Annotated in this window: 23 protein-coding genes; 13 read left to right on the top strand and 10 right to left on the bottom strand. The window is 65.0% G+C overall.

Annotated elements, in window-relative coordinates; translation table 11 throughout:
• Window positions 1-127 precede the first annotated feature (127 nt).
• From alaS to AWB83_RS01275, 9 genes are all read left to right on the top strand, one after another.
• Complete coding sequence (gene alaS / locus AWB83_RS01315; protein WP_087042443.1) at window positions 128-2,752, top strand: alanine--tRNA ligase; 2,625 nt, start codon at window positions 128-130, stop codon at window positions 2,750-2,752.
• Window positions 2,753-2,886: 134 nt separating this feature from the next.
• A complete protein-coding gene (locus AWB83_RS01310) occupies window positions 2,887-3,123 on the top strand; it encodes a hypothetical protein (RefSeq protein ID WP_087042442.1) in 237 nt (78 codons plus the stop codon).
• Between the two features lie 132 nt (window positions 3,124-3,255).
• On the top strand, window positions 3,256-4,311 hold the full coding sequence (locus AWB83_RS01305; protein ID WP_087042441.1) for a threonine aldolase family protein: 1,056 nt from the start codon (window positions 3,256-3,258) through the stop codon (window positions 4,309-4,311).
• Window positions 4,312-4,403: 92 nt separating this feature from the next.
• Window positions 4,404-5,552: a 4-hydroxybutyrate dehydrogenase gene (gene gbd / locus AWB83_RS01300; protein WP_087042440.1), complete on the top strand. Its 1,149-nt coding sequence runs from the start codon at window positions 4,404-4,406 to the stop codon at window positions 5,550-5,552.
• Between the two features lie 13 nt (window positions 5,553-5,565).
• A complete protein-coding gene (locus AWB83_RS01295; RefSeq protein ID WP_087042439.1) occupies window positions 5,566-6,003 on the top strand; it encodes an acyl-CoA thioesterase in 438 nt (145 codons plus the stop codon).
• A 69-nt stretch (window positions 6,004-6,072) separates the two neighbouring features.
• A complete protein-coding gene (locus tag AWB83_RS01290; protein WP_244197530.1) occupies window positions 6,073-6,954 on the top strand; it encodes a branched-chain amino acid ABC transporter permease in 882 nt (293 codons plus the stop codon).
• A complete protein-coding gene (locus AWB83_RS01285; RefSeq protein WP_087042437.1) occupies window positions 6,947-8,041 on the top strand; it encodes a branched-chain amino acid ABC transporter permease in 1,095 nt (364 codons plus the stop codon). Before AWB83_RS01290 ends, AWB83_RS01285 begins: the two co-directional genes overlap by 8 nt.
• Complete coding sequence (locus tag AWB83_RS01280; RefSeq protein ID WP_087042567.1) at window positions 8,038-8,778, top strand: ABC transporter ATP-binding protein; 741 nt, start codon at window positions 8,038-8,040, stop codon at window positions 8,776-8,778. The genes AWB83_RS01285 and AWB83_RS01280 overlap by 4 nt, the downstream gene beginning before the upstream one ends.
• Window positions 8,775-9,473: an ABC transporter ATP-binding protein gene (locus AWB83_RS01275; RefSeq protein ID WP_087042436.1), complete on the top strand. Its 699-nt coding sequence runs from the start codon at window positions 8,775-8,777 to the stop codon at window positions 9,471-9,473. The genes AWB83_RS01280 and AWB83_RS01275 overlap by 4 nt, the downstream gene beginning before the upstream one ends.
• Here the strand turns inward: AWB83_RS01275 and iolB are convergent.
• The 7 genes from iolB to AWB83_RS01240 form a co-directional block, all read right to left on the bottom strand.
• A complete protein-coding gene (gene iolB, locus AWB83_RS01270; protein WP_087042435.1) occupies window positions 9,470-10,282 on the bottom strand; it encodes a 5-deoxy-glucuronate isomerase in 813 nt (270 codons plus the stop codon). The genes AWB83_RS01275 and iolB overlap by 4 nt on opposite strands.
• Window positions 10,279-11,181: a myo-inosose-2 dehydratase gene (iolE, locus tag AWB83_RS01265; RefSeq protein ID WP_087042434.1), complete on the bottom strand. Its 903-nt coding sequence runs from the start codon at window positions 11,179-11,181 to the stop codon at window positions 10,279-10,281. The genes iolB and iolE overlap by 4 nt, the downstream gene beginning before the upstream one ends.
• Before the next feature lie 160 nt (window positions 11,182-11,341).
• Window positions 11,342-13,237: a 3D-(3,5/4)-trihydroxycyclohexane-1,2-dione acylhydrolase (decyclizing) gene (iolD, locus tag AWB83_RS01260; RefSeq protein ID WP_087042433.1), complete on the bottom strand. Its 1,896-nt coding sequence runs from the start codon at window positions 13,235-13,237 to the stop codon at window positions 11,342-11,344.
• A complete protein-coding gene (locus AWB83_RS01255) occupies window positions 13,234-15,243 on the bottom strand; it encodes a bifunctional 5-dehydro-2-deoxygluconokinase/5-dehydro-2-deoxyphosphogluconate aldolase (protein WP_087042432.1) in 2,010 nt (669 codons plus the stop codon). The genes iolD and AWB83_RS01255 overlap by 4 nt, the downstream gene beginning before the upstream one ends.
• 20 nt (window positions 15,244-15,263) lie before the next feature.
• The gene (locus AWB83_RS01250) at window positions 15,264-16,052 is read right to left on the bottom strand and encodes an ATP-binding cassette domain-containing protein (protein ID WP_087042431.1); all 789 of its coding nucleotides are present in this window, start codon (window positions 16,050-16,052) and stop codon (window positions 15,264-15,266) included.
• Between the two features lie 13 nt (window positions 16,053-16,065).
• Window positions 16,066-17,232 (bottom strand): ABC transporter permease, encoded by a 1,167-nt coding sequence (locus AWB83_RS01245; protein ID WP_087042430.1) that lies wholly within the window; start codon window positions 17,230-17,232, stop codon window positions 16,066-16,068.
• Window positions 17,233-17,374: 142 nt separating this feature from the next.
• A complete protein-coding gene (locus tag AWB83_RS01240; protein ID WP_087042429.1) occupies window positions 17,375-18,427 on the bottom strand; it encodes a sugar ABC transporter substrate-binding protein in 1,053 nt (350 codons plus the stop codon).
• A 228-nt stretch (window positions 18,428-18,655) separates the two neighbouring features.
• Between AWB83_RS01240 and AWB83_RS01235 the strand changes: the two genes are divergently transcribed.
• From AWB83_RS01235 to AWB83_RS01225, 3 genes are read left to right on the top strand one after another with little or no spacing between them, the layout of a single operon-like run.
• Window positions 18,656-19,534, top strand: coding sequence for a MurR/RpiR family transcriptional regulator (locus AWB83_RS01235; protein ID WP_087042428.1), 879 nt, complete (start codon window positions 18,656-18,658; stop codon window positions 19,532-19,534).
• Entirely contained in the window at window positions 19,524-20,528 is a 1,005-nt protein-coding gene (gene iolG, locus AWB83_RS01230; RefSeq protein ID WP_087042427.1) for an inositol 2-dehydrogenase, read from the top strand. Before AWB83_RS01235 ends, iolG begins: the two co-directional genes overlap by 11 nt.
• A complete protein-coding gene (locus AWB83_RS01225) occupies window positions 20,525-21,541 on the top strand; it encodes a Gfo/Idh/MocA family oxidoreductase (protein ID WP_087042426.1) in 1,017 nt (338 codons plus the stop codon). The genes iolG and AWB83_RS01225 overlap by 4 nt, the downstream gene beginning before the upstream one ends.
• A 57-nt stretch (window positions 21,542-21,598) precedes the next feature.
• On the opposite strand, the gene AWB83_RS01220 is transcribed toward AWB83_RS01225, so the two are convergent.
• Window positions 21,599-21,934: a helix-turn-helix domain-containing protein gene (locus AWB83_RS01220; protein WP_087042425.1), complete on the bottom strand. Its 336-nt coding sequence runs from the start codon at window positions 21,932-21,934 to the stop codon at window positions 21,599-21,601.
• Window positions 21,931-22,275, bottom strand: a complete 345-nt coding sequence (locus tag AWB83_RS01215) for a type II toxin-antitoxin system RelE/ParE family toxin (RefSeq protein WP_087042424.1) — start codon at window positions 22,273-22,275, stop codon at window positions 21,931-21,933. The genes AWB83_RS01220 and AWB83_RS01215 overlap by 4 nt, the downstream gene beginning before the upstream one ends.
• A 181-nt stretch (window positions 22,276-22,456) precedes the next feature.
• Here AWB83_RS01215 and AWB83_RS01210 point away from each other — a divergent pair, with 181 nt between their 5' ends.
• On the top strand, window positions 22,457-22,684 hold the full coding sequence (locus tag AWB83_RS01210; protein WP_087042423.1) for a sulfurtransferase TusA family protein: 228 nt from the start codon (window positions 22,457-22,459) through the stop codon (window positions 22,682-22,684).
• A gap of 511 nt (window positions 22,685-23,195) precedes the next feature.
• Here AWB83_RS01210 and galU read toward each other — a convergent pair.
• The gene (galU, locus tag AWB83_RS01200; RefSeq protein WP_087042422.1) at window positions 23,196-24,077 is read right to left on the bottom strand and encodes a UTP--glucose-1-phosphate uridylyltransferase GalU; all 882 of its coding nucleotides are present in this window, start codon (window positions 24,075-24,077) and stop codon (window positions 23,196-23,198) included.
• Window positions 24,078-24,101 lie beyond the last annotated feature (24 nt).

Here is a 24,101-nt window from a genome sequence, read left to right as displayed (position 1 = left end):
CACGCTGCACGCCCGGCCCGGCGCGGCGAATCCCGTATAATCGACAATCACCCTTGCCACGCCGGTCAAGGCTCGTCACGAGCCGCCCGCGGGCACCATCAAAGAACCGAAGACACGCCCGTACGCTATGAAAGCCGCCGAAATACGCGAGAGATTTTTGAAGTTTTTCGAATCGAAGGGCCACACGATCGTGCGTTCGTCGAGCCTCGTGCCCGGCAACGACCCGACGCTGCTCTTCACCAACTCGGGCATGGTCCAGTTCAAGGACGTGTTCCTGGGCAGCGAATCGCGTCCGTACTCGCGCGCGACCACTGCGCAGCGCAGCGTGCGCGCGGGCGGCAAGCACAACGATCTGGAGAACGTCGGCTACACCGCGCGCCATCACACGTTCTTCGAGATGCTCGGCAACTTTTCGTTCGGCGACTACTTCAAGCGCGACGCGATCCACTATTGCTGGGAGCTGCTGACCCGCGTCTACATGCTGCCGCCCGAGAAGCTCACGGTGACCGTCTACAAGGAAGACGACGAAGCCTACGACATCTGGGCGAAGGAGATCGGCGTGCCGGCCGAGCGCATCATCCGCATCGGCGACAACAAGGGCGCGCGCTACGCATCCGACAACTTCTGGCAGATGGCCGACACCGGCCCGTGCGGCCCGTGCTCGGAAGTGTTCTACGACCACGGCCCGGAAATCTGGGGCGGCCCGCCGGGATCGCCTGAGGAAGACGGCGACCGCTTCATCGAGATCTGGAATCTCGTGTTCATGCAGTTCAACCGCGATGCTCAGGGCAACATGACGCCGCTGCCCAAGCAGTGCGTCGATACGGGCATGGGCCTCGAACGGCTCGCCGCGGTGCTGCAGCACGTGCACAGCAACTACGAGATCGACCTGTTCCAGACGCTCATCAAGGCGGCGGGCCGCGAGACGAATACGGCCGATCTGGAAAACAACTCGCTGAAGGTGATCGCGGACCACATCCGCGCATGCTCGTTCCTGATCGTCGACGGCGTGATTCCCGGCAACGAAGGCCGCGGCTACGTGCTGCGCCGGATCGTGCGCCGCGCGATCCGTCACGGCTACAAGCTCGGCCAGAAGGGCGCGTTCTTCCACAAGCTGGTGGCGGATCTCGTCGCGGAAATGGGCGCGGCGTATCCGGAACTCGCGGACGCGCAGCAGCGCGTGACCGACGTGCTGCGTCAGGAAGAAGAGCGCTTCTTCGAGACCATCGAGCACGGCATGTCGATTCTCGAAGGCGAGCTGGCCGATCTGGAGAAGAAGGGCGTCAAGCAACTGGACGGCGAACTCGCGTTCAAGCTGCACGACACCTACGGCTTTCCGCTCGACCTGACGGCGGACGTGTGCCGCGAGCGCGGCGTGACCGTCGACGAACCCGCGTTCGACGACGCCATGGCGCGCCAGCGCGACCAGGCCCGCGCGGCGGGCAAGTTCAAGCTCGCGGCGGGCCTCGAATACTCGGGCGCGAAGTCCACCTTCCACGGCTACGAGAAGGAAATCTTCGACGATGCGAAGATCCTCGCGCTGTATGTCGAGGGCGCATCGGTGAATGAAGCGAAGGACGGCCAGCAAGCCGTCGTCGTGCTCGATCACACGCCGTTCTACGCGGAATCCGGCGGCCAGGTCGGCGACCAGGGCGTGCTCGCGAACGCGAACGTGCGCTTTGCCGTCGCCGATACGCTGAAGGTGCAGGCGGATGTGGTCGGCCATCACGGCACGGTCGAGCAGGGCACGCTCAGGGTCGGCGACGTCGTGAAGGCGGAAATCGACGGCGTGCGCCGCGCCCGCACCGCGCGCAACCACTCCGCGACGCACCTGATGCACAAGGCGCTGCGCGAAGTGCTGGGCGGCCATGTGCAGCAGAAGGGCTCGCTGGTGGACGCCGACAAGACGCGCTTCGACTTCGCGCACAACGCGCCGATGACGGACGACGAAATCCGCCGCGTCGAGCAGATCGTGAACAACGAGATCATCGCGAACGCGCCGGGCGTCGTGCGCGTGATGCCGTACGACGAAGCCGTTAAGGGCGGCGCGATGGCGCTCTTCGGCGAGAAGTACGGCGACACCGTGCGCGTGCTCGATCTCGGCTTCTCGCGCGAGCTCTGCGGCGGCACGCACGTGCAGCGCACGGGCGACATCGGCTTCTTCAAGATCGTGATGGAAGGCGGCGTCGCGGCGGGCATTCGCCGTGTCGAGGCCATCACAGGCGACAACGCCGTGCGCTACGTGCAGGAGCTCGATTCCCGCATCAATGCGGCGGCGGCCGTGCTGAAGGCGCAGCCTGCCGAACTCACGCAGCGCATCGCGCAGGTGCAGGAGCACGTGAAGTCGCTGGAGAAAGAGCTCGGCGCGCTGAAGTCGAAGCTCGCATCGAGCCAGGGCGATGAGCTCGTGTCGCAGGCCGTCGAGGTGTCCGGCGTGCGCGTGCTTGCCGCGCAGCTCGAAGGCGCGGACGTGAAGACGCTGCGCGAAACCGTCGACAAGCTCAAGGACAAGCTGAAGAGCGCGGCGATCGTGCTCGCCTCCGTCGAAGGCGGCAAGATCAGCCTGATCGCTGGCGTGACGCCGGATGCGTCGAAGAAGGTGAAGGCGGGCGAGCTCGTCAACTTCGTCGCGCAGCAAGTCGGCGGCAAGGGCGGCGGTCGTCCCGACATGGCGCAGGCGGGTGGCACGGAGCCGGCGAATCTGCCGGCCGCGCTCGCGGGCGTGACGGGGTGGGTGCAGCAGCAGCTTTAAGGCGCTCTGGCGAGGTTGAACGGCCCGATCGGCTTTGGTTGATCGGGCCGTTTTCATTACAGCCTGTCAGGCACATCCCGTGCGACGCTCCCAATGGTTTCAACAACCGTTTCGACAACCAAGGGAGACGAACCATGAATCGCACATTCGCATCGATCGCTCTTGCTTCCGCGATGCTCGTCGCAACCGGCGCGGCCCAGGCGAAGGGCTGCATCGAAGGCGCGGCGGTGGGCGGCGTGGCCGGACACGTCGCGGGCAAGCACGGCACGGCGGGCGCGGTCGGAGGCTGCGCGATCGGCCATCACGAAGCCGGCAAGAAGGAAAAGAAGGCGCAAGAGGCCAACGCGGCGAGCGCGCCAAACAGTAAGTAAAGCAAGTAACGACCACGCGGATCGGCGCTCACGGCGCGCGCCGGTCCCAGCCGCTAGAATGGCCGGATCGCCGGCCGCGCGATGCCATCCGCTCGCGCGCGCCTCGTTCAACACGGCCATCACAGCGACCCCATGACAGCGCCCACGGACACGACCCAGCACTTCGCCTCCGACAACTACGCAGGCATCTGCCCCGAAGCGCTCGCCGCGCTCGTCGAGGCCAACACGAGCGGCCACGAGCCCGCCTATGGCGACGATTCCTGGACCGCGCAGGTCTGCGACCGCATCCGCGACCTCTTCCAGACCGACTGCGAAGTCTTCTTCGTGTTCAACGGCACGGCGGCGAATTCGCTGGCGCTCGCATCGTTGTGCCAGTCGTATCACTCGGTGATCTGCCACGAGCTCGCGCACATCGAAACCGATGAATGCGGCGGCCCCGAGTTCTTTTCCGGCGGCTCGAAGCTGCTCACCGCGACGGGCGAGAACGGCAAGCTCACGCCCGATGCAGTCGAAGCGCTCGTCACCAGACGCGCCGACATCCACTATCCGAAGCCCAAGGTCGTCACGCTCACGCAGGCGACGGAAGTCGGCACCGTGTACACCGTCGAGGAAATTCGCGCGATCGCGGCGATCGCCAAGCGCCGGCGTCTGCTGGTGCACATGGACGGCGCGCGCTTCGCCAATGCGGTCGCGACGCTGAACGTGGATCCATCGGAGATCACCTGGCGCGCGGGTGTCGACGTGCTGTGCTTCGGCGGCACGAAGAACGGCTTGCCGGTGGGCGAGGCGGTCGTGTTCTTCGACAAGGCGCTCGCCGCCGATTTCGCCTATCGCCTGAAGCAGGCGGGACAGCTGGCCTCGAAGATGCGCTTCATCTCCGCGCCGTGGCTCGGCCTGCTCGACAACGACGTATGGCTGCGCAACGCGCGCCACGCGAACGCGATGGCCCAGCTGATGGCCGAGCGTCTCGTCGAGATTCCCGGCGTGAGCCTGCTTTTCAAGCCGGAATCGAACGCGGTGTTCGCGGAACTGCCGACGCAGGTCGCCGCGGCGCTGCGTGCGAAGGGCTGGCGCTTCTATCAGTTCATCGGTTCGGGCGGCTGCCGTCTGATGTGCGCCTGGGATACGAAGCAGGAGACGGTCGAGCGTTTCGCCGACGAGGTGCGCGCGCTGTGCGCGGCACGCTGAACGTGTGGCGCATCGTGTCGACCTTACCCCGATTGACACGCCCGGCGCGCGGCTCCTAACATGGCCGCACCCCACCCACCGGTTTCCCGGCCATGGCCTTCATCTTCTATCTGACTCACATCCATCTCGGCTACGACTCGCTCGCGCTGCTGCAAAGCGAAAGCGCGCGCATCGGGATGAAGCGTCCGCTCGTCATCACGGACAAGGGCGTCGCGGCCGCGGGGCTCGCCGCGCGCGCGATCGAGCACGCGAAGCTCGGCGCGCTGCCCGTGTTCGACGACACACCCTCGAACCCGACCGAAGCGATGGTCCTGCAAGCCGCCGCGCAATACCGGCGTGAAGGCTGCGACGGCCTGATCGCGGTGGGCGGCGGCTCGTCGATCGATCTGGCGAAGGGCGTCGCGATCGCGGCGACGCACGACGAGCCGCTCACGACCTACGCGACGATCGAGGGCGGCAGCAACAAGATCACCGAGCGCGCGGCGCCGTTGATCGCGGTCCCGACCACCTCCGGAACGGGCAGCGAAGTGGCGCGCGGCGCGATCATCATCCTGAACGACGGGCGCAAGCTCGGTTTCCATTCGTGGCATCTGCTGCCGAAATCGGCGATCTGCGATCCGTCGCTCACACTCGGCCTGCCGCCGACGCTCACCGCCGCGACCGGCATGGACGCGATCGCGCATTGCATCGAAACGTTTCTCGCGCCGGCGTTCAATCCGCCTGCCGACGGCATCGCGCTCGATGGACTCGAACGCGCGTGGGCCAACATCGAGCGGGCGACGCACGATGGTCAGGACCGCGATGCGCGCCTGAACATGATGAGCGCGTCGATGCAGGGCGCGATGGCGTTTCAGAAGGGCCTGGGCTGCGTGCATTCGCTCTCGCATCCGCTGGGCGGGCTCGCGGTGAACGGGCGCACCTCGCTGCATCACGGCACGCTGAACGCGGTGGTGCTGCCTGCCGTCCTGCGCTTCAACGAGCGTGCGCCGACGGTCATCGCGGAGCGGCGCTTCGCGCGCATGCGCCGCGTGATGAATCTCGCGGACGACGCCGACGTGGCGCAGGCCGTGCACGACATGACCGCGCGCCTCGGCCTGCCGACGCATCTCTCGCAGATGGGCGTCGAGGAAAGCATGTTCGACAAGGTGGTGAAGGGCGCGCTCGCGGATCATTGCCACAAGACGAATCCGCGCGAGGCGAGTGCCGACGATTATCGACGCATGCTGATGGCGTCGCTCTGAACCTCATTGAACGATGACCAAACCGGTTCGCACCCGGCGCGCCGAGTACGCGCACTTTCTCGCGATCAGCACGCGCTGGTCGGACAACGATGTGTACGGGCACATCAACAACGTCGTCTACTACAGCTACTTCGACACGGTCGTGAACGAGTATCTGCTGCGTCACGGCGTGCTCGATTTCAGCGAGGGCGAGACCATTGGCCTCGTCGTGGAGACGCACTGCAATTTTTTCGCGCCGGTCGTGTTTCCGGAGCCGATCGAGGCGGGCCTGCGGGTGGAAAAGCTCGGCAACACGAGCGTGCGCTACGAAGTAGCGATCTTCGTGCGAAACTCCGACGAAGCCGCCGCGCAAGGGCATTTCGTGCATGTCTACGTGGATCGCGTGACGCGCAGGCCGGTGCCGCTGCCCGCGCCGCTCGTCGCAGCGTTGACGCCGCTCATCTCCGGCTGAGGTTGCGTCTTGCTCCAGTGGCTCAGCGTGAATCTGCTCAACGGCGTGAGCGTGGGATTGCTGCTCTTCATGCTGTCTGCCGGCCTCACGCTCATCTTCTCGATGCTCGGCGTGCTCAACTTCGCGCATGCGAGCTTCTATATGCTCGGCGCCTATGCCGGACAGACGCTGGCCGCATTCGGCGGATTCTGGTTCGCGTTGATCGCGGCGCCCTTGATCGTCGGCGTGGCGGGCGCGTTGTTCGAGCGCCTGCTGTTGCGGCGCGTGCATGCGCGCGGCGCGCTCGCGGAATTGCTGCTCACCTTCGGCGCGGCCATCGTGATCGGCGAGGGCGTGAAGCTCGTCTGGGGACTCGGACCGTTGCCCGCCGCGATTCCGCCCGTGCTCGACGGTCCGCTCTTCACGCTCTACGGCGCGGCGTTGGCCCGCTATCGCGTGTTCATGATGGCGCTCGCCATCCTCATGCTCGGCGCGCTCTGGCTGCTCCTGCGCACATCGAAGACCGGCCTCGTCGTGCGCGCGGCGCTCACGCATCCCGAGACCGTCGAAACGCTGGGCCATGACGTGCCGCGCGTGTTCACGATCGTTTTCGCCGTGGGCACCGCGCTTGCCGCGCTCGGCGGCGTGATCGGCGCGCCGCTCGCCGTCATCGAGCCCGCGATGGCCGACGCGATGGGGCCGATCGTATTCGTCGTCGTCGTGATCGGCGGCCTCGGTTCGCTTGGCGGCGCGCTCGTCGCGTCGCTGCTGATCGGTTGCGTGCAGACCTTCGCCGTGAGCGCGAGCGCGTCGGCGGGCAGCATCGCCGCGTCGTTCGGCGTGACGCTGCCGCCCGCGTGGGCCGCGCTCACCGTTACGCAGCTCGCGCCCGTGCTGCCGTACCTGTTGCTCGTCGCGATGCTGGCGGCGCGGCCGCGAGGACTCTTCGGCGAGCACACGCGAGATGCCTAGGCTCATCGCGCTGATTCTCGCGCTCGCGCTGCCGCCGTTGATCTTCCATCAATCGTGGCTGCTCGCATATCTCGCGCAGACGGCGACGCTCATCGTCTTCGCGCTCTCGTACAACCTGTTGCTCGGCGAGACGGGCCTGCTCTCGTTCGGGCATGCCGTGTACTCGGGCCTCGGCGCGTTCGCGGCCGCGCACGTGTTCAATCGCTTCGGCGTGCCCCTGGCGCTCCTGCCGCTCATCGGCGGAATCGTTGCGATGCTCGTCGCTGTCGTCTTCGGGGCGCTTTCGACGCAGCGCTCCGGCACGCCGTTCGCGATGATCACGCTTGGCCTCGGCGAGCTCGTCGCCGCTTGCGTGTGGCTCGTGCCGGGCTGGTTCGGCGGCGAAGGCGGCGTGACGATCGACCGCGCGAGCGGGCCGCCGCTCGTTGCGTGGAGCTTCGGGCCATTGCGCGAGGCCTATGCGCTGATCGCGTGCTGGTGCGTCGTCTCGGCGCTCGCGATGTTCGCGTTCTCCCGCACGCCGACGTGCCGCCTCGCCAACGCGGTGCGCGACGACCCCGCCCGCGCCGCGGCGATCGGCTTCGCGCCCGCGCGGGTGCGCTTCACGATGCTCGTCGTGTCGGCATGCTTCGCGGGCATCGCGGGCGTGCTGGCGCTGATCAACGTCGAGCTGGTGTCGGCGGAGAGCGTCGGCCTCGCCCGTTCGACGAGCGTGCTCGTCGCGACGGTGATCGGCGGCGCGGGCACGTTCTTCGGGCCGGTCGTCGGCGCGGTGCTGCTCACGTTCTTCAGCGTCGCGGTGGCGAGCGTGACTCCCGCGTGGCCGATGTATCTCGGGTTGTTCTTCGTGTGGGTTGTCGTGACGGCGCCGCAGGGTGTCGTCGGCCTGTTCCGACGCGATGCGCGGTCTCTGTGCCTCGGCACGCTCAGCGCGGTTGCGTGGGGTGTGGCAGTGGTCGCGGTGGTCGAGACGCTCTATGCGCGCCAGGCCGAAGCGGGCGCGATGCCGGGCGTTGCCTGGCTCGTCGCGCTGCCATGCGCGGCGCTCGGCCTGTGGCTCGCGCGCCGCATGAAGCCCGCGCGATGAACGCCGCGCTCGAACTGCACGGCATCGCCAAACGCTTCGGTGCGACGCGCGTGCTGCGCGGCGTCGATCTGAGTGTCGCGAGGGGCGAGCGGCATGCGCTCATCGGCCCGAACGGCGCGGGCAAGTCCACGCTCTTCGATCTGATATCGGGGCGTACGCGGCCGGATGAAGGGCGCATCGTCGTGGCTGGAAGGGATATGACGGGCAAGCCGCCGCGGCGCGTTTCCCGCGTGCTCGCGCGCAGCTTTCAGACGACGAGCGTGTTCGGCGGACTGTCCGTGCTCGACAACCTGCGTTGCGCGGCGCTCGGTGCGGCATCGTCGCGCTTCGTCGATCGATGGCTGCCGTCGCGAAAGATCGACGAGCGCGCGCACGCGATGCTCGACGCCATCGGCCTTGCGGAACGCGCCGACGAACCCGCCGCGCGTCTTGCCTACGCGGAGCAGCGAGCGCTCGATCTCGGCATCGCGCTCGCGACCGACGCGCCGCTCCTCCTGCTCGACGAGCCCACTGCCGGCATGAATCGCGCGGAGGCGGCGCGTGCGCTCGCATTGCTTCGCGCGACGACGGAAGGCCGCACGCTGCTCGTGATCGAGCACGACATGGACGCGGTGTTCGGTCTCGCGGATCGCATCTCGGTGCTGGTGCAGGGACGCGTGATCGCGACCGGCGCGCCCGCCGCGATACGCGCCAACCGCGACGTGCAGGAAGCTTATCTCGGCGGCGTGGCGCCATGAGCGCGCAACTGCTTATCGAGAATCTGCGCGCCTGGTACGGCGCCGCGCAGGTGCTGCACGGCGTGAATCTTCGGATCGACGAAGGTGAGGCGGTCGCGCTCGTCGGCCGTAACGGCTCGGGACGCTCGACGCTCGCGAAGGCCATCATGGGACTCGTGCGATGCGCGGGCGACATGCGTTATCGCGGCGTGCCGCTCATGGGCTTGCGACCGTATCGCATCGCGCGGCTGGGCATTGGCTATGTGCCCGAAACGCGCGACGTGTTTCCCGCGCTGACGGTGCGCGAGAATCTATTGCTCGGCGAACGGAAAGGCGCGCGCTTCACGCTCGGGGATGCCTATCGCCTCTTTCCGGTACTGGAAGCGCGCGCGTCGGTGAAGGCGGGCGCGCTATCGGGCGGCGAACAGCAGATGCTCGCGCTCGCGCGCACGCTGGCGGGCGATCCGTCGCTCGTCGTCGTCGACGAACCCGGCGAAGGGCTCGCGCCGCAGGTGCTCGCGCAAACCGGGGCGTGTCTCGCGATGCTGCGCGATCGCGGCGTCGCGATGCTGCTGATCGAGGAGCGTTTGACGATCGCGCGCATGCTCGATGCGCGCGTCGCGGTGATGGGCCATGGCGCGATTCAGTTCGATGGGCCACTCGCGGCGCTTGCCCGCAACGAGCAGGTCGTGCGCGAATGGCTCTCGGTGGGCTAGCTCGACGCCTTGCTATCCCGCTCCACGATCCACTCATGCTTCGGATCGTTCTTGAAGTGCCACGTGCGCTTGTCGCCGGCCATCACGTTCAGATAGTAATTGTCGTAGCCATACGGCACGACGACCGGATGATACCCGCGCGGCACCATCACCACGTCGTGGTTCTCGACGGCCATCGTCTCGTCGAGATCGCGCTCGTCGGTATAGACGCGCTGGAACGCGAAGCCTTGCGGCGGATCGAGCCGATGGTAGTACGTCTCTTCCAGCGAACTCTCCACGGGCACGTTGTCCTGATCGTGCTTGTGCGGCGGATAGCTCGACGCATGCCCGCCCGGCGTGCGCACTTCCACCACGAGGAGCGATTCCGCGGCCTCGGTCTGCGGAAGAATGTCGCATACGTAGCGCGTATTCGCGTTCTTGCCGCGCGTCGAACGCTTCATCTGCGACGGCTCGATGAGACGCGGCGGATAGACGCCCGTCGCGGGCGCGCTCGCCACGGCGACTTCCGCATCGCGCTCCGCATGCACGATCGCGGCGAGCTTCGGCGGCACGTAGACCGCATAGGGCGCCGAGTCCTCGAAGACGCTATCGCGCGTGCCGATGGACGGCCAATGTTCGTCGCCGGCTTCGACGCTCACCGTGCCCGTGAGCACGACGATGCAGCTTTCGCGATCCGCGTCGTACACATGCACGACGTCGCCCGCATTCATGCGGTATGCCGCGAAGCCGACGTGCTTCCAGCCCGCGGAATCGGGTGTCACGCGCGCGATCGTCTGGCCTTCGCGCGATGCCTTCACTAGCAGGCTCATGCTGCCTCCTTGTATGTTTCGTCGACGAGTGCGCGCAGCGTGCGATAGCCCTTGTCGGCATAGGCATAGCTTGGCGCGATCACCGGATCCTGCTCCGCTTCCACGACGAGCCAGCCGTTGTAATGGTGCGCCGCGAGACACGCGATGATGCCCGGATAATCCACGGCGCCGTCGCCCGGCACGGTGAACGCGCCGTTGATGACTGCGTCGAGAAAGCTCCAGTTGCGATTGCGCGCGAGCTTCACGATGTCCGGGCGCACGTCCTTGCAATGCACGTGGCACACGCGTGCGATATGTTTCTTCAGGACGGTGAGCGCATCGCCGCCGGCGAACGTGATATGGCCCGCATCGAAGAGCAGGCCGACCGCATCGTTCGTGAGCGCCATCAGGCGATCGACGTCCTCGGGCGTTTCGACATACGCGCCCATGTGATGATGATAGGCGACACGCACGCCGCGTGAGAGCGTGTATTCGGCGAAGCGGTTCAGGCGCTCGGCGTACTGGTTCCACTGCGCGTCGGAGAAGAAGCGCGGACGCTGGTAGAGCGGTCGCGGCGCGCCCTGGATCGAATTGGCGACTTCGCCGTAGACCATCACTGTGGCGCCGTTCCTGGCGAGCAGGTCGAGATGCGGGGCGACGGCTTCGATCTCTTCTTCCGCGCTGCGCTCGGCGAGCTTTCCTGAGTACCAGCCTGATACGAGCGCCAGGCCGTACTGCGCCAGCAATGCCTTCAGCGCTTCGGGTTCGCGGGGGAACTTGTTGCCTAGTTCGAAGCCCTCGTAGCCGATTTGCTTTCCTTCCGTGAGCGCGGTCGATAGTGGGGTCTCGCCGCCGAGGGAAGGGAGGTCGTCGTTCATCCACGACAAGGGGTTGATTCCTATGCGGGCTTTCAATGGCATGGTTTGGGGTCCTTTTTCGTTTCGGTTGCTTTGGGTTTTCGTGGAATCCTGTGGGCGTGTCGGTCTATTAGCGTTGCCCCTGTGCGGGGCAGTGCTAATAGACCAACACGAATACCGGTTCCATAGAAGAAGCCTCATCAAAAAGAGCAAAACCCAAACCTCACCCCTTCCGCGCCCGAACAGCGCGCTCATAAGCCTCACGAGCAACGACCACCGCCGCGCGCTCCGAAACCTCCGGCACGGCGACTTCCCACCACCATCCGCCTTCCTCGGTAGGACGCGAAGGATCCGTGTCGATCGAGATCAGATAGCTGCGATCCGCCGCGCGCGCGCGCTTCATCGCCGATTGCAGTTCGTCGACGCTCGACACATGCTCCGATAACGCGCCGAGCGAGCGCGCATGCATCGCGAAATCGATCTCCGGAGCACCGAGCGCGCCCTGTTTGCAATCGTCGATGAGATTGTTGAACGGCGCACCACCGCAAGCCTGCTGCAGTCGATTGATGCAGCCGAAGCCCCGATTGTCGAGCAACACGACGATCAGCTTCGCGCCAAGCATGACCGACGTCGCCAGCTCGCTATTCATCATCAGATAGCTGCCGTCGCCGACGATCACGATCACCTCGCGCTCAGGCCGCGCGAGCTTCACGCCCAGTCCGCCCGCGATTTCATAACCCATGCACGAATAGCCATATTCCACGTGATAGCCGCCCGGCTTGCTCGTGCGCCAGAGCTTCTGCAAGTCGGCAGGCAAGGTGCCCGCCGCGCACACGACGATATCGTCGGCAGGCGAATCATCGTCCGAACGCTGCACCGCACCGATCACGTCCGCTTCGCGCGGCAGGAGGCCATCGGCAACGGGCGTATTCGTCACGTGCCCGACGGTCGCGCGCCATTCGTTCGCGAGCCGATGCGCGCGCGTCGTCCATTGCGGCGATGCGCGCCAGTCGCCGAGCGCTTCGGAAAGCGCCTCCAGTGCGGGACGCGCATCCGCCTCCACCGCGACGGCGTTCTGCTTCAGCGCATCGAACGGATTGGCGTTGATCGCGACGAGCCCCGCCTGCGTGAAGAGCGTGTTCGAGCCGGTCGTGAAATCCTGCAGACGCGTGCCCACGGCAAGCACGCAATCGCTCGCATGCGCGAGCTCGTTCGCGGCCGAACCGCCTGTCACGCCAATGCCGCCGACGTTCAACGCATCGTCCCAGGCGAGCGCGCCTTTACCCGCCTGCGTCTCGGCGACAGGAATACCATGCTTGTGCGCGAACGCGCGCAGCGCATCGGTCGCGAGACCATAGAGCACGCCGCCACCCGACACGATGAGCGGCTCACGCGCTGCACGCAGCGTCGCGGCGGCGCGTTCGATCTCGCGCGGCACCGGCGCCGGCGCATGAAACTCGACGACGCGCGGCTCGAAGAACGAAGCAGGGTAGTCGTACGCCATCGCCTGCACGTCCTGCGGCAGCGCGAGCGTGACGGGACCGCACAGCGCCGCATCGCTCAGCACGCGAATCGCGCGCGGCAGCGCGCTCAGCAACTGCGCGGGATGCACGATGCGATCGAAGTAGCGCGACACCGCCTTCAGCGCATCGTTCGCGGACACGCCGCCGTCATGACCGTCCTCGACCTGTTGCAGCACCGGGTCCGGCGCGCGCGACACGAAGATATCGCCCGGCAGGAACAACACCGGCAAGCGATTGACGTGCGCGAGCGCCGCCGCCGTCACGAGATTGGTCGCGCCCGGACCGATGGACGTCGTCACCGCCATCATGCGGCGGCGCATGTGCGCCTTCGCATACGCGATCGCGCCATGCGCCATCGCCTGCTCGTTGTGCGCGCGATACGTCGGCAATTCCTCGCGATGCCGATAAAGCGCCTCGCCCATGCCCGCGACGTTGCCGTGCCCGAAGATCGCGAATACGCCGCCGAACAGCGGCTCGCCATGCTCGGTGCGCTGCGCCGCAAGGTAGCGCACGATGGCCTGCGCGGCCGTGAGTCGGACGGTAGTGTTCACGGTGGCGTTCGCAGCGGTTTCCGTTTGCATTGCACGCTGGTTCATGCGGCCTGCTCCTGTTTCACGTGATCGGCGTTCGCTTGTGGCTTCGCGCCCTGGCACGACGAACGCGCCTCGCGCCACGCGCCGATCAGGGCTTCGAACGTGCGGCGCACGCGCGCAATCAGTTCGCGGTCGTCGATTTCGTTCGCGAGCCATGCCCGGCTCGGTTCATGGAAGATCGTGCGTCCGACCGTAAAGCCCTTGCACGTCTTCGACGATGCCGCCGCCTGGAAGCCGTCGCGCAACTGATCGACGCCCGCCGACAAGCCCAGCAGCACGACGCCGCGGCAATACGGATCGCGTTCGGCGATCAGCGCGTCGATCGCCTGCCATTGCTTCGCGCTCATCGGCTCCAGCTTCCACCACTCCGGATAGATGCCGAGGTTGTAGAGACGCTTCAGCGCGCGATACACCGTGTCGTCTTCCACAGGCGGCCCGTTCTTCGGCACGATCACTTCGAGCAGAAGCTCGTTGCCGCTTTCCTGCACGGCATCGTAGAGCGCGCGCAATTGCGCTTCCTGTTCGAGACGCAGCGCATGCGGATGATCGGGGTGATACTGCACGAGGCACTTCGCGACCTGTTCGCGCGGCCATTGCACGAGCGTCGTGCCGATCGAGCGGCCGTGATCGAAGACGAGCGGCAGGGAACCCGGCAACTCGACCGGACGTCCGACCCACCAGCCGCGCCCGGTCGCCGCGTTGAGCGCGTCCTGGCCGTAGCGATCGTCGATCAATACGCCGATGCGTCCTTCGAGCCCGAGCTCCTTTTCGGTCTGCGCGACGGCTTCGACGAACAGGTTCTTCAGCGTCGAGATGCGCGCCTCGCTCGCACCCGTCTGCTGCGCGAGATCGAAGAACTGGTTGCGATGATCGAACGCGAAGCCGAGCACTTCGTCCCATTGCTTGCGGTTCGGGCTCACGCGATGCAGCCGCGCGAGCTTCGCATCGAGATCGGGGCGGCGCATGCGCGCGGGATCTTCTTTCGCCGCCGCGAGGAAGTAGTCGAGCTCGGCGGGCGTGGGCATGGCGGGCGCGCAGCCGTGACGCGAGACGACGAGCGCGCCGCACGCATTGGCAGAACGCGCGCAGGCTTCGAGCGGCTGATCGCGCAGCCATCCCGACAGGAAGCCGGAGGCGAACGCATCGCCCGCGCCGAGCACGTTGAGCACTTCCACTTCGACGCCGCCGTGAATCGGCGCATCGTCGATGGACGCGGGCACCGCGCCTTCGATGATCGAGCAGCCGAGCGGCCCGCGCTTCACGACGAGCGTCGCGCCGGTCACCTTGCGGACCATCGCGAGCGCGTCGATCAGACGCTCCTTGCCGCCCGCGATGCGAAACTCCTCTTCCGTGCCGATCACGAGATCGATCAGCGGCAGGATGCGCTGCAAATGCGCGGTGACGCCCTCGTCCGCGATGAAGCGCGTCTCGCCATCGGCCTTGCCGGTGAGACCCCACAGCACCGGGCGATAGTCGATGTCGAGAATGGTGCGCACCTGATGGCGCCGCGCACATTCCAGCGCGCGCCGGCTCGTGCGGTTTACCTGCTCGGTCGAGAAGTGCGTGCCCGTGATGAGCAGCGCCCTGGACGATGCGATATACGCCTCGTCGAAATCGCTTTCATCGACGGCCATGTCCGCGCAGTTCTCACGATAGAACACGAGCGGAAAGGTGTCGCGGTCTTCGAGCCCGAGCAGCACGAGCGCGGTCAGCCGTTCGGGATCGATGCGCACATGGCTCACGTCGCAGCCCTCGCGCTCGAGCGTCTCGGTGAGAAAGCGCCCCATGTGATCGTTGCCGACGCGTGCGAGCATCGACGATTTGAGCCCGAGCCGCGCGCAGCCGAAGGCGATGTTCGCGGACGAGCCGCCGAGATATTTCGCGAACGTCGATACGTCCTCGAGCCGCGCGCCGACTTGCTGCGCATACAGATCGACGGCGAGGCGCCCGAGGCACACGATATCTTGCGTGCGATCCGGTGCAAAGCGGGAGTTGGTTTGTCCAGGCATGGCTTGTGGTCCTCGGGTCTTCAGATCGTCGCGCCTTCGAGTTCGCTGATCATCTTCTGCATTTCGGCGCCGCCCGCCATCATGTCGAGCACTTCGTTCTTGCTGATGCTGTCCTTCGTGAACGTGCCCATCGAGCGGCCGCGATTGAGCAGCGTGAATGAATCGCCGATTGGATAGGCGTGGTGCACGTTGTGCGTGATGAAGATCACCGAGATGCCTTTCTCGCGCGCCTTGTGAATCAGCTTGAGCACGTTGAAGCTCTGCTTCACGCCGAGCGCGGCGGTCGGTTCGTCGAGAATCAGCACGCGCGCGCCGAAGTGAATCGCCCGGGCGATCGCGAGACATTGCTTCTCGCCGCCGGACATCGTGCCGATCGGCTGATGCGGGTCGCGCACGTTGATGCCCATTTCTGCGAGCTTGGCGCGCGAGGTCACGGCCGCAAGGTCGAGGTCCATCACGCTGAAGAGGCCGAAGCGCTTCTTCTGCGGCTCGCGGCCCATGAAGAAGTTGCGCGCCACCGAAAGCAAAGGCACGAGCGCGAGATCCTGATACACGGTCGCGATGCCGAGGTCCAGCGCCTCCTTCGGCGATTCGAAATGCACCGGCTTGCCATCGACGAGATATTCGCCGGAGGAGGGCGCATGCACGCCCGCCAAAGTCTTGATGAGCGTGGACTTGCCCGCGCCGTTATCGCCGAGCAGGCAATGCACTTCGCCGCGCTTCAGCCGCAACGTGACGCCGTTCAGCGCGATCACCTTGCCGAAATACTTGCTGACGTTCTCGAGTGCGAGGATGTTGTCGTCGTTCATGTCGGTTCTCCCCTTATTGCGCCTGCGAGACGCGGCGGCGCACATAGTGGTTGAAGAGCACGGCGATCAGCAGCATCACGCCGAGGAACACGCGGAACCAGTCCGAGCTCACGTTCGTATAGGTGATGCCGATCTGCACGACGCCGAAGATCAACGCGCCGAAGCATGCGCCGACCACCGAGCCGTAACCGCCCGTGAGCAGCGTGCCGCCGATGACAGCCGCGATGATCGCTTCGAACTCCTTCTGCAACCCGCGATCCGCCGCGGCCGAACCGATGTCGCACACCTGCAGCACGGCGAAGAGGCACGAGCAGAACGCGGTCAGCACGAACAGCGAAATCTTCACGCGCTTGACCGGCACGCCGACGTTCTTCGCGGCATTGGCATCGCCGCCGACTGCGAGAATCCAGTTGCCGTAACGCGTCTTGGCGAGCACGAACGCGCCGATCGCCGCGAGCACGAGCCACCAGATGATGACCTTCGGAATGCCCGGCACGAGCGGCTCGCCGCTGTCGAGCAGCTTGCCGACACCCATGTGCGCGAGCCAGGTGAATACGCCATGGAACGCGACGCCGTGAAACAGCACGTTGGCGATCGGATCGTTCTGCGCGAGATCGCCCACGCCGGAGATGATGGTGCGGTCCGCGAACATGATCGAGAGCGCGAGCGTGAGGCCGCGCAGGATGAAGAGGAACGCGAGCGTGACGATGAACGACGGCAGGCGCGTGCGCATCACGAGGTAGCCGTTAAGCGCGCCGAGCAGCATCGACATGACGAACGCGAAGAGAATGGCCAGGGAAATGGGCCAGTGGAAATACACGGCGGGCAGCGCGACCATCATGCCCGCGAAGCCGATCATCGAGCCGATCGACAGGTCGAACTCGCCCGCGATCATCAGAAGACATGCGCCGACCGCGAGCAGGCCGAGATAGGCGGCGACCTGCGACCAGTTCATCACGCCGTCGAGATTGAACATGCCCGAGGAGCCCGCGCTCAAGCCGAACACGAGGAATACGAGCACCGTGCCGGAAATGGCGGCGAATTCCGGGCGATTCAGCAAATGGCCGAACCACGATTGCTGGCGTACGCGCTCATCCGAGGGCTTTGCCTTGTCCGGTGTTTCAGCGTTGTCCTGCTGAGGGTTCACGTGAGGAGGATAGTGCTTGCCGGCTACGCCCATGATGGCTCCTTGAGACTTGAGTTCGCTGCGGTACCGATGTGCGCGCCCCCGCCGCGTCCGCGAGCGGACGCAGCAAGAAGCGATGAACGTTGATAAAGACGGGCGGCGTCGGGAGCGCCGCCCCAAGAAGGTCAGGCGGGGATCAACGATATTGGCCCGCGTACTTCACGACCTTGTCGAGATTCTCTTTGGTGATGAAACCCGGGCCGGAACGAATGTTCTTCGGACCGTACGACGGCTGCAATCCGTAGGTTTCGAGGCGCGCCTTGAACTTCGGGTTCGCTTCGAGAATTTGACGGATCTTCGCCGGGTCGGTGGTATGGTCCTTCTTCACGATCGCGAGCACCGCCACCGGGATATAGCCTTGCAGATACGGCTGCTGATCGATTGCGAACTTGATCGTGCCGTCCTTGATCGCCTTCGCGATGTCATCCGAGAAGTCGAAGGTCACGAAATAGATCTTGTTCTGCAAACCCATTTGCGTAACGGCCTTGAGCGTCGCGGAAGCGGGCGTCGGTCCGAGCGTGAGGATCGCCTGCGTGTCCGGATGATTGCGCAGGAACGCGGAGACCTTCGACTGGATTTCGGTCGGGTCCTGGCCCGAGTCGAGCGTCGCGGCCTTGTAGTCGACGCCGAGCGCATCGGCGAAGCCGCGGCAGCGGTCGAACGAGACCGTATTCGTCGCGATGTGATTCACGCACAGGAACGACTTCACGCCCGCGGCCTTGGCCTTCTCGCCGGCTGCCTTGCCCGCGACGTATTCCGGCTGGCCGACGTGCATGATCGCGCCCAGTTGCGCGCTCTGTTCCTCGGTGCCGGAGTTGATCGTCACGAGCGGAATCTTCTTCGCGGTGACCTTGTTGATCGCGCTCTTCAACACGTCGAAGTCCGCGATGGTGGTGATGACGCCGTCGTAGTTGCGCGCGGCGGCCTGCTCGATCAGGCGCGACATGTCGGCGATATCGCCGTTCGGCGGATTGCGGTAGTCGGTCTGGACGTTGAAGTCCTCGTCCGCCTGCTTGATCGCGTTCTTGATGGTGTTCCACCACGAATCCGAGTCCGGGGCGTGGCTGATCAGCACGAACTTCGCGTCGGGCGCCCCCTGAGCGGGGCTCGACGCGATCAACGCTGCGCTGCACAACGCAGCAGCAGCCACCAGCGCCCGCAGCGCGGCCCGACCGTTGCAAAGGGTCATTGTCTCCACCTATCTCGGTTGTTGTTTGGTGTGATGTTTTCGCGAGCCGGCACCGGGTTGGACACATTCGGCGCCGTGCTCAGGACCAAGATTAGGTCAGTTTTCGGTGGTCTGCAATAGAAATTTTACGTGCTCGACAAATGGAAAATACATTCCAATTTGCTTGCCGTCTTCCTATAATCGGTTCCACGGCGCTCGCCCTCGAGCGCGTAAAAGACGAGCGCTGATATGGATGAGACAAGCACCGAAGTCCCGAGCGTCGAGGAGCTGATGCAGCGGATCACCGACTCGTACGATTCGCTGCCGCGCCAGTTGAAGAGCGTCGCGACGTATATCGAGCAGCATCGCTCGAGCGTGATGATGGACCGCACGAGCGATATCGCGAGCGCGTGCGGCGTGCATGCGTCCGCGGTCGTGCGCTTCGCTCAGCGCTTCGGCTTCTCCGGCTTCTCCGACTTGCAGGCGGTGTTCCGGCAGGCCTACGCGGGCGGCGGCGGCGCGCAGCAGAGCTATCAGCAGCGCATCCGCAAGCTCATCGACGAGAAAGCCGGCGAGGCGTCGGGCGTGTCGGTCGCGCGCGAGTTCATCGCCGCGAGCCGCACGGGTCTCGACGAGCTCGAAGCCGGTCTCGACGACGAGCAGTTCGAAGCCGCCGTCGAGATGCTCTCGCAAGCCGAGAACATCTATGTGATCGGCGTGCGCCGCTCGTTCGCGGTGGCGAGCTACATCGTCTATGCATTGCAGCACACGAAGAAGCGCGTGCATCTGATTTCGGGTTTCGGCGGCATGTTCCGCGAGCAGATCCGCAGCGTGAAGAAGGGGGACGTGGTGGTCGCGATCAGCTTCGCGCCCTACGGCAAGGAGACGCAATACTGCGTGCGCGCCGCGCAGCATCACGGCGCGAAGACCCTCGTCATCACCGATAGCCAGCTTTCGCCGCTCGCGCGTCACGCGAGCGCGAGCCTGTTCGTGAAGGAGGGCAGCGCGTTCGCGTTCCGCTCGCTCACGAGCACCATTTGCCTGTGCCAGGCGTTGTTCATCGCGCTCGCGTACCGGCTCGAGTTGAATGTCGAGGAATCCAAGGAGACAGGTGGCTATGACGATTGATGTGGCGGTGTTCGGAGCAGGGCGCATCGGCAGGATTCATGCGGCGAATCTCGCGCGGCAGCCGGGCGTGCGTTTGAAATACGTCGTCGACGTGAACCGCGACGCGGCTGCCGCTTTGGCCCAAGCACACGGCGCGCAGGTAGCCGACATCGACGGCGCGATGGGCGATGCATCCGTCGGCGCGACGGTCGTATGTTCGAGCACGGACACGCATGCGGATTTGATCCTGAAGTCCGCGGCGCAGGGCAAGCATGTGTTCTGCGAGAAGCCCGTCGATCTGACGATCGAGCGTGCCCGCGCATGCGCCGATGCCGTGCGGAAGGCGGGCGTCGTCTGCATGATCGGCTTTCAGCGCCGCTTCGATCCCACTTTTTCGGCGCTGAAGGCGCGCATCGATGCGGGCGAGATCGGCGATCCGGAAATGCTCATCGTGACGAGCCGCGATCCGGGCGCGCCGCCCGTCGAGTACATCAGGCACTCGGGCGGCATCTTCAAGGACATGCTGATCCACGATTTCGACATCTTCCGCTGGATTCTCGATGACGAAGCCGACACGCTGCACGCGACGGGCAGTTGCCTCGCCGATTCCGCGATTGCGGATGCGGGCGACATCGATTCGACCGCGGTGACGATCCGCACGAAGCGCGGCCGTTTGTGCCAGATCAACACGGCACGGCGCGCGGCGTACGGCTACGATCAGCGCTTCGAGCTGCTCGGCAGCCAGGGCATGCTGCAGGCGGGCAATGTGCGGCCGACCGAAGTCATCGCCTATACGCAGACCGCGGTGTCGAGCGACAAGCCCGAGGCGTTCTTCCTCGAACGCTATCGCGCGGCTTACGCGGCGGAAATCGCACATTTCTTCGACGCGGTCAACAACGGCAAGCCGGTTCGCACGACGGTTGCGGATGGGCTGAAGGCGCTGGAACTCGCTGAAGCCGCGACGCTTTCCTGGCGCGAGAAGCGCATCGTCAGGCTCGGGGAGAATGCCGCATGAATACGGTGCGCTTCGGTATCGTCGGATTGGGCCGGCTCGGGCGGCGTCACGCCGGGAATCTCGCGTGGCATGTGCCGGGCGCGCGACTCGTCGCGGCTTGCAGCCCCGTGAAAGAGGAGCGGGACTGGGCGCAGGAACACCTGCCCCAGCTCGCGCTTCATGCTGATTACGATGAGTTGCTTGCGGACGAATCCATCGATGCCGTCTGGCTCGTCACGCCCACGTCCTTGCACGCGACCCAGATCATCGCCGCTTTGCGTGCGGGCAAGCATGTGTTCTGCGAGAAACCGCTGTCGCTCGATCTCGCCGAATGCGATGCCGTGATCGAAGAGCATGCGCGCCATCCGCATCTGCACGTGATGATCGGCTTCGTGCGCCGCTTCGACGCGAGCTATCGCGACGCGTTCGACAGCGTTGCCGCGGGCGCGATCGGCCGGCCGTTCATGGTGCGCTCGCAGACCTGCGACAAGAACGATCCCGAAGGTTTCTTCGTGCGTTTCGCGCCGACTTCGGGCGGGCTTTTTCTCGATTGCAGCGTGCATGACATCGACCTCGCGCGCTGGCTCCTCGGCAATCCGAAGCCGAAGCGCGTGTATGCGAGCGGCACCATCGCGATTCACGAAGGCTTGCGCGAGTGCAATGACATCGACAATGGCGTGGGCGTCGTCGAGTTCGACGATGGGCGGCTCGCGGTGTTCTACGCGTCGCGCACGATGGCGCACGGCCACGACACGCAGACGGAAGTGATCGGCACGGCGGGCGCGCTGTCGGTCGGGCGCAATCCGCGCGCGAACCGCGTCGAGATCGCCGACGCCCACGGCGTGCGCAATGCGTGCACGCCGACGTTCTTCGAGCGTTTCGAGGATGCGTTCCTGCGCGAGGCGCAGGCCTTCGTCGCGGCGCTCGTCGAAGGGAAGCCGACCGGGCTTACGCTGGAGGATGCGCGGGAGGCGACGCGCATCGGCATCGCGATGCGCGAGGCGTATGAGGCGGGGGGCGCGGTGGAATTGTGAGCGTGCCGGGTCGCCGGTCAAAGCGTGCTTCGAGGCCGGTGTGGCGGGTGTGCGCCTTTAGCCCACCACCAGCTTCACCGGCTTACCTATTCGAGCCAGCATCTCCACCAGCGTATCGATGGTGAATTTGCTGGTTTTCTTGTTCACGACGTCCGACACCCGCGGCCGCGTGACGTGCAGTATGTCGGCTGCTTCGGCTTGTTTGAGGTGATGTGCTTCGATCCAAGAAGCCAGCTCGTCCATGAGCTGTTCCTTGAGCATCAGTGTCTGACCGATCAGTGCCTGCGACTCCGCTTGATACCGTCGCGCTTCTTCGGGTGCAAAGCCCAGTTCGGCGAACAGGTTCGCTCCGGGCTTCGTCACGTGCCGCACGTGTGTGTCCATTTTTTTCATGTCTGCGCCTTCCTTTCCCGCACGATCGCGCGATAGCGAACCGCTGTGACTTCTTTGTCCTGCTTGGACGTCGCTTGCGTTTGCTTCTGGAAGCAATGAAGCACATAAATCGCTTCCTCGAACTTGGCCACGTACATCACACGGTAGATTCCACGCGCGTCCCGGATACGAACTTCGCGCACGCCGGGACCGAGGTCGTCAAACGGCTTCCAGTCCTCGGGATCGAGCCCGACCTGAAGGCGGCCAAGCTGGAAGCCGGCTTCGCGGCGAGCCTCCGCTGGGAATTCGAGGATGTCGTCGTAGGATGAGCCGACCCAGCGGATTTCCTTCTCATTGTTCATTGTATAAAATTTTATACGGCTGCGACGTACTATTCGCGTGTGGGGAGAATTTTCGTTGCGTCGTCAAGCGCGATGCGCCGGGCATATGAGGGCGGGCGTGCGGTGGATTTGTGAACCCTGCGTTAAAATCGAGCCTTCAATGAGCGCACGCCCCAACAGGCATACGGAAGGTTCAATCGCGATGGAAGTTCACAAGGAAGTCGACGCGCGCGGGCTCAACTGCCCGTTGCCGATCCTGCGGGCGAAGAAGGCCCTCGCCGACATGACGAGCGGCCAGATTCTGAAGGTGCTCGCGACCGACCCGGGATCGCAGCGCGATTTCGCGGCGTTCGCCAAGCAGACCGGCAATGAAATCGTCGAAGCGACGGCGCAGGACAAGGTATTCACCTTTCTCATGCGGCGTCGGTAAGCGCCGGTGGGGGGCAGACAGTTGAAGGCGAAAGGCCCGGCACGCTCCCCAGGATCAGCCGCCCGGCAGCCAGAAGCAGTCGGTTTCAGTCACATAGTCCGAGCAAATCCAGTAACCGAACGCCAGCTTTTATGTCTCAACGGCCGGGAGGCTCGCCACTTCGGATTTCATGGCGAACCGCTGGCCTTCAAGTAAGGACGACGCGGGCGCCGCCGCCGCGGACAGACTCAGACCCGACAACATCGATGTAGCAGCGAGCGCAGACGAAGTGCTTTGTTCCTCATGCCGAATGCTCCATCGTTTTTGTTGACGCGATGCTGGCTCTTATTCACGGCCTCGCGTAAAAACTATATGGATAATTCGGTATCCTGTCTAAACGACTACTCTGAAATTCGAGAGATGACGGAGAGCCAACCCGCAAAAGCGTGCGTGGCCGGTTGAAATTGAAACGGGCAGGAAGAGCGTTGGCCGCTCTTCCTGCCCGTTGATTTCCCACAGCTGGGAACTATTTTCAGCCTTCGAGAATCGGCGCACGCGTGCGCAGATATTCCTCGAATTCCGCCTTCACTTCCGGATGGCGCAACGCGAACTCCACCGTCGCCTTCAGATAGCCCAGCTTGCTGCCGCAATCGAAACGCGTGCCGTGATACTTGTACGCAAGCACCTGCTCGTCCGACAGCAGCGATTGAATCGCGTCCGTCAGCTGCAGCTCGCCGCCGGCGCCCGGCTTGAGCGCGCGGATGTGATCGAAGATGCGCGGCTTCAGCACATAACGGCCGACCACGCCGAGGTTCGACGGCGCGACTGCCGGCTCCGGCTTCTCGACGATGCCCGACAGCTTGAAGATGTTGTCTTCCCACTCCTTGCCGTCGATGATGCCGTACGACTTCGAGTCTTCCGGCGGAATCTCTTCCACGCCGATCACCGAGCTGTGATAGTGGTCGAACACTTCGATCATCTGCGACATGACGGGCGGCTTGCCATACAGCAGGTCGTCCGCGAGGATGACCGCGAACGGGTTATCGCCGACGAGCTTCTCCGCGCACAGCACGGCGTGGCCGAGACCGAGCGCTTCGGCCTGACGCACGTAGAAGCAGTCCACATGGCTCGGCTTGATGCTGCGCACGAGCTCGAGCAGCTTGTCCTTGCCGCGTGCCTCGAGTTCCGCTTCGATCTCGTAGGACTTGTCGAAGTGATCTTCGATCGCGCGCTTGCTGCGCCCGGTGACGAAGATCATTTCGGTAATGCCGGCCGCCATCGCTTCCTCGACCGCGTATTGAATCAGCGGCTTGTCCACGACTGGCAGCATTTCCTTCGGGCTGGCCTTGGTCGCGGGAAGAAACCGCGTGCCCAGACCCGCGACAGGAAAAACCGCTTTGGTAACTTTTAGCATGTGATAACCCTGATCCTCTTAATC

Origin of the sequence: Caballeronia ptereochthonis (assembly GCF_001545075.1) — a bacterium.
GTDB lineage: Bacteria > Pseudomonadota > Gammaproteobacteria > Burkholderiales > Burkholderiaceae > Caballeronia > Caballeronia ptereochthonis.
Note: the sequence above shows the minus strand (reverse complement) of the source record. Positions and strands in the feature narration are given on the sequence as shown.

Excerpts from the sequence above, each read along its gene's own strand:
- AWB83_RS01310 (WP_087042442.1), top strand. The coding sequence starts at position 2,887 with ATGAATCGCACATTCGCATCGATCGCTCTTGCTTCCGCGATGCTCGTC.
- AWB83_RS01210 (WP_087042423.1), top strand. The coding sequence starts at position 22,457 with ATGGAAGTTCACAAGGAAGTCGACGCGCGCGGGCTCAACTGCCCGTTG.
- AWB83_RS01220 (WP_087042425.1), bottom strand. The coding sequence starts at position 21,934 with ATGAAAAAAATGGACACACACGTGCGGCACGTGACGAAGCCCGGAGCG.
- AWB83_RS01285 (WP_087042437.1), top strand. The coding sequence starts at position 6,947 with ATGCCTAGGCTCATCGCGCTGATTCTCGCGCTCGCGCTGCCGCCGTTG.
- AWB83_RS01245 (WP_087042430.1), bottom strand. The coding sequence starts at position 17,232 with ATGGGCGTAGCCGGCAAGCACTATCCTCCTCACGTGAACCCTCAGCAG.
- AWB83_RS01305 (WP_087042441.1), top strand. The coding sequence starts at position 3,256 with ATGACAGCGCCCACGGACACGACCCAGCACTTCGCCTCCGACAACTAC.
- galU (WP_087042422.1), bottom strand. The coding sequence starts at position 24,077 with ATGCTAAAAGTTACCAAAGCGGTTTTTCCTGTCGCGGGTCTGGGCACG.
- AWB83_RS01295 (WP_087042439.1), top strand. The coding sequence starts at position 5,566 with ATGACCAAACCGGTTCGCACCCGGCGCGCCGAGTACGCGCACTTTCTC.
- AWB83_RS01215 (WP_087042424.1), bottom strand. The coding sequence starts at position 22,275 with ATGAACAATGAGAAGGAAATCCGCTGGGTCGGCTCATCCTACGACGAC.
- AWB83_RS01250 (WP_087042431.1), bottom strand. The coding sequence starts at position 16,052 with ATGAACGACGACAACATCCTCGCACTCGAGAACGTCAGCAAGTATTTC.
- iolE (WP_087042434.1), bottom strand. The coding sequence starts at position 11,181 with ATGCCATTGAAAGCCCGCATAGGAATCAACCCCTTGTCGTGGATGAAC.
- iolD (WP_087042433.1), bottom strand. The coding sequence starts at position 13,237 with ATGAACCAGCGTGCAATGCAAACGGAAACCGCTGCGAACGCCACCGTG.
- AWB83_RS01235 (WP_087042428.1), top strand. The coding sequence starts at position 18,656 with ATGGATGAGACAAGCACCGAAGTCCCGAGCGTCGAGGAGCTGATGCAG.
- AWB83_RS01280 (WP_087042567.1), top strand. The coding sequence starts at position 8,038 with ATGAACGCCGCGCTCGAACTGCACGGCATCGCCAAACGCTTCGGTGCG.
- AWB83_RS01275 (WP_087042436.1), top strand. The coding sequence starts at position 8,775 with ATGAGCGCGCAACTGCTTATCGAGAATCTGCGCGCCTGGTACGGCGCC.
- AWB83_RS01240 (WP_087042429.1), bottom strand. The coding sequence starts at position 18,427 with ATGACCCTTTGCAACGGTCGGGCCGCGCTGCGGGCGCTGGTGGCTGCT.
- AWB83_RS01255 (WP_087042432.1), bottom strand. The coding sequence starts at position 15,243 with ATGCCTGGACAAACCAACTCCCGCTTTGCACCGGATCGCACGCAAGAT.
- iolB (WP_087042435.1), bottom strand. The coding sequence starts at position 10,282 with ATGAGCCTGCTAGTGAAGGCATCGCGCGAAGGCCAGACGATCGCGCGC.
- iolG (WP_087042427.1), top strand. The coding sequence starts at position 19,524 with ATGACGATTGATGTGGCGGTGTTCGGAGCAGGGCGCATCGGCAGGATT.
- AWB83_RS01290 (WP_244197530.1), top strand. The coding sequence starts at position 6,073 with ATGCTGTCTGCCGGCCTCACGCTCATCTTCTCGATGCTCGGCGTGCTC.
- gbd (WP_087042440.1), top strand. The coding sequence starts at position 4,404 with ATGGCCTTCATCTTCTATCTGACTCACATCCATCTCGGCTACGACTCG.
- alaS (WP_087042443.1), top strand. The coding sequence starts at position 128 with ATGAAAGCCGCCGAAATACGCGAGAGATTTTTGAAGTTTTTCGAATCG.
- AWB83_RS01225 (WP_087042426.1), top strand. The coding sequence starts at position 20,525 with ATGAATACGGTGCGCTTCGGTATCGTCGGATTGGGCCGGCTCGGGCGG.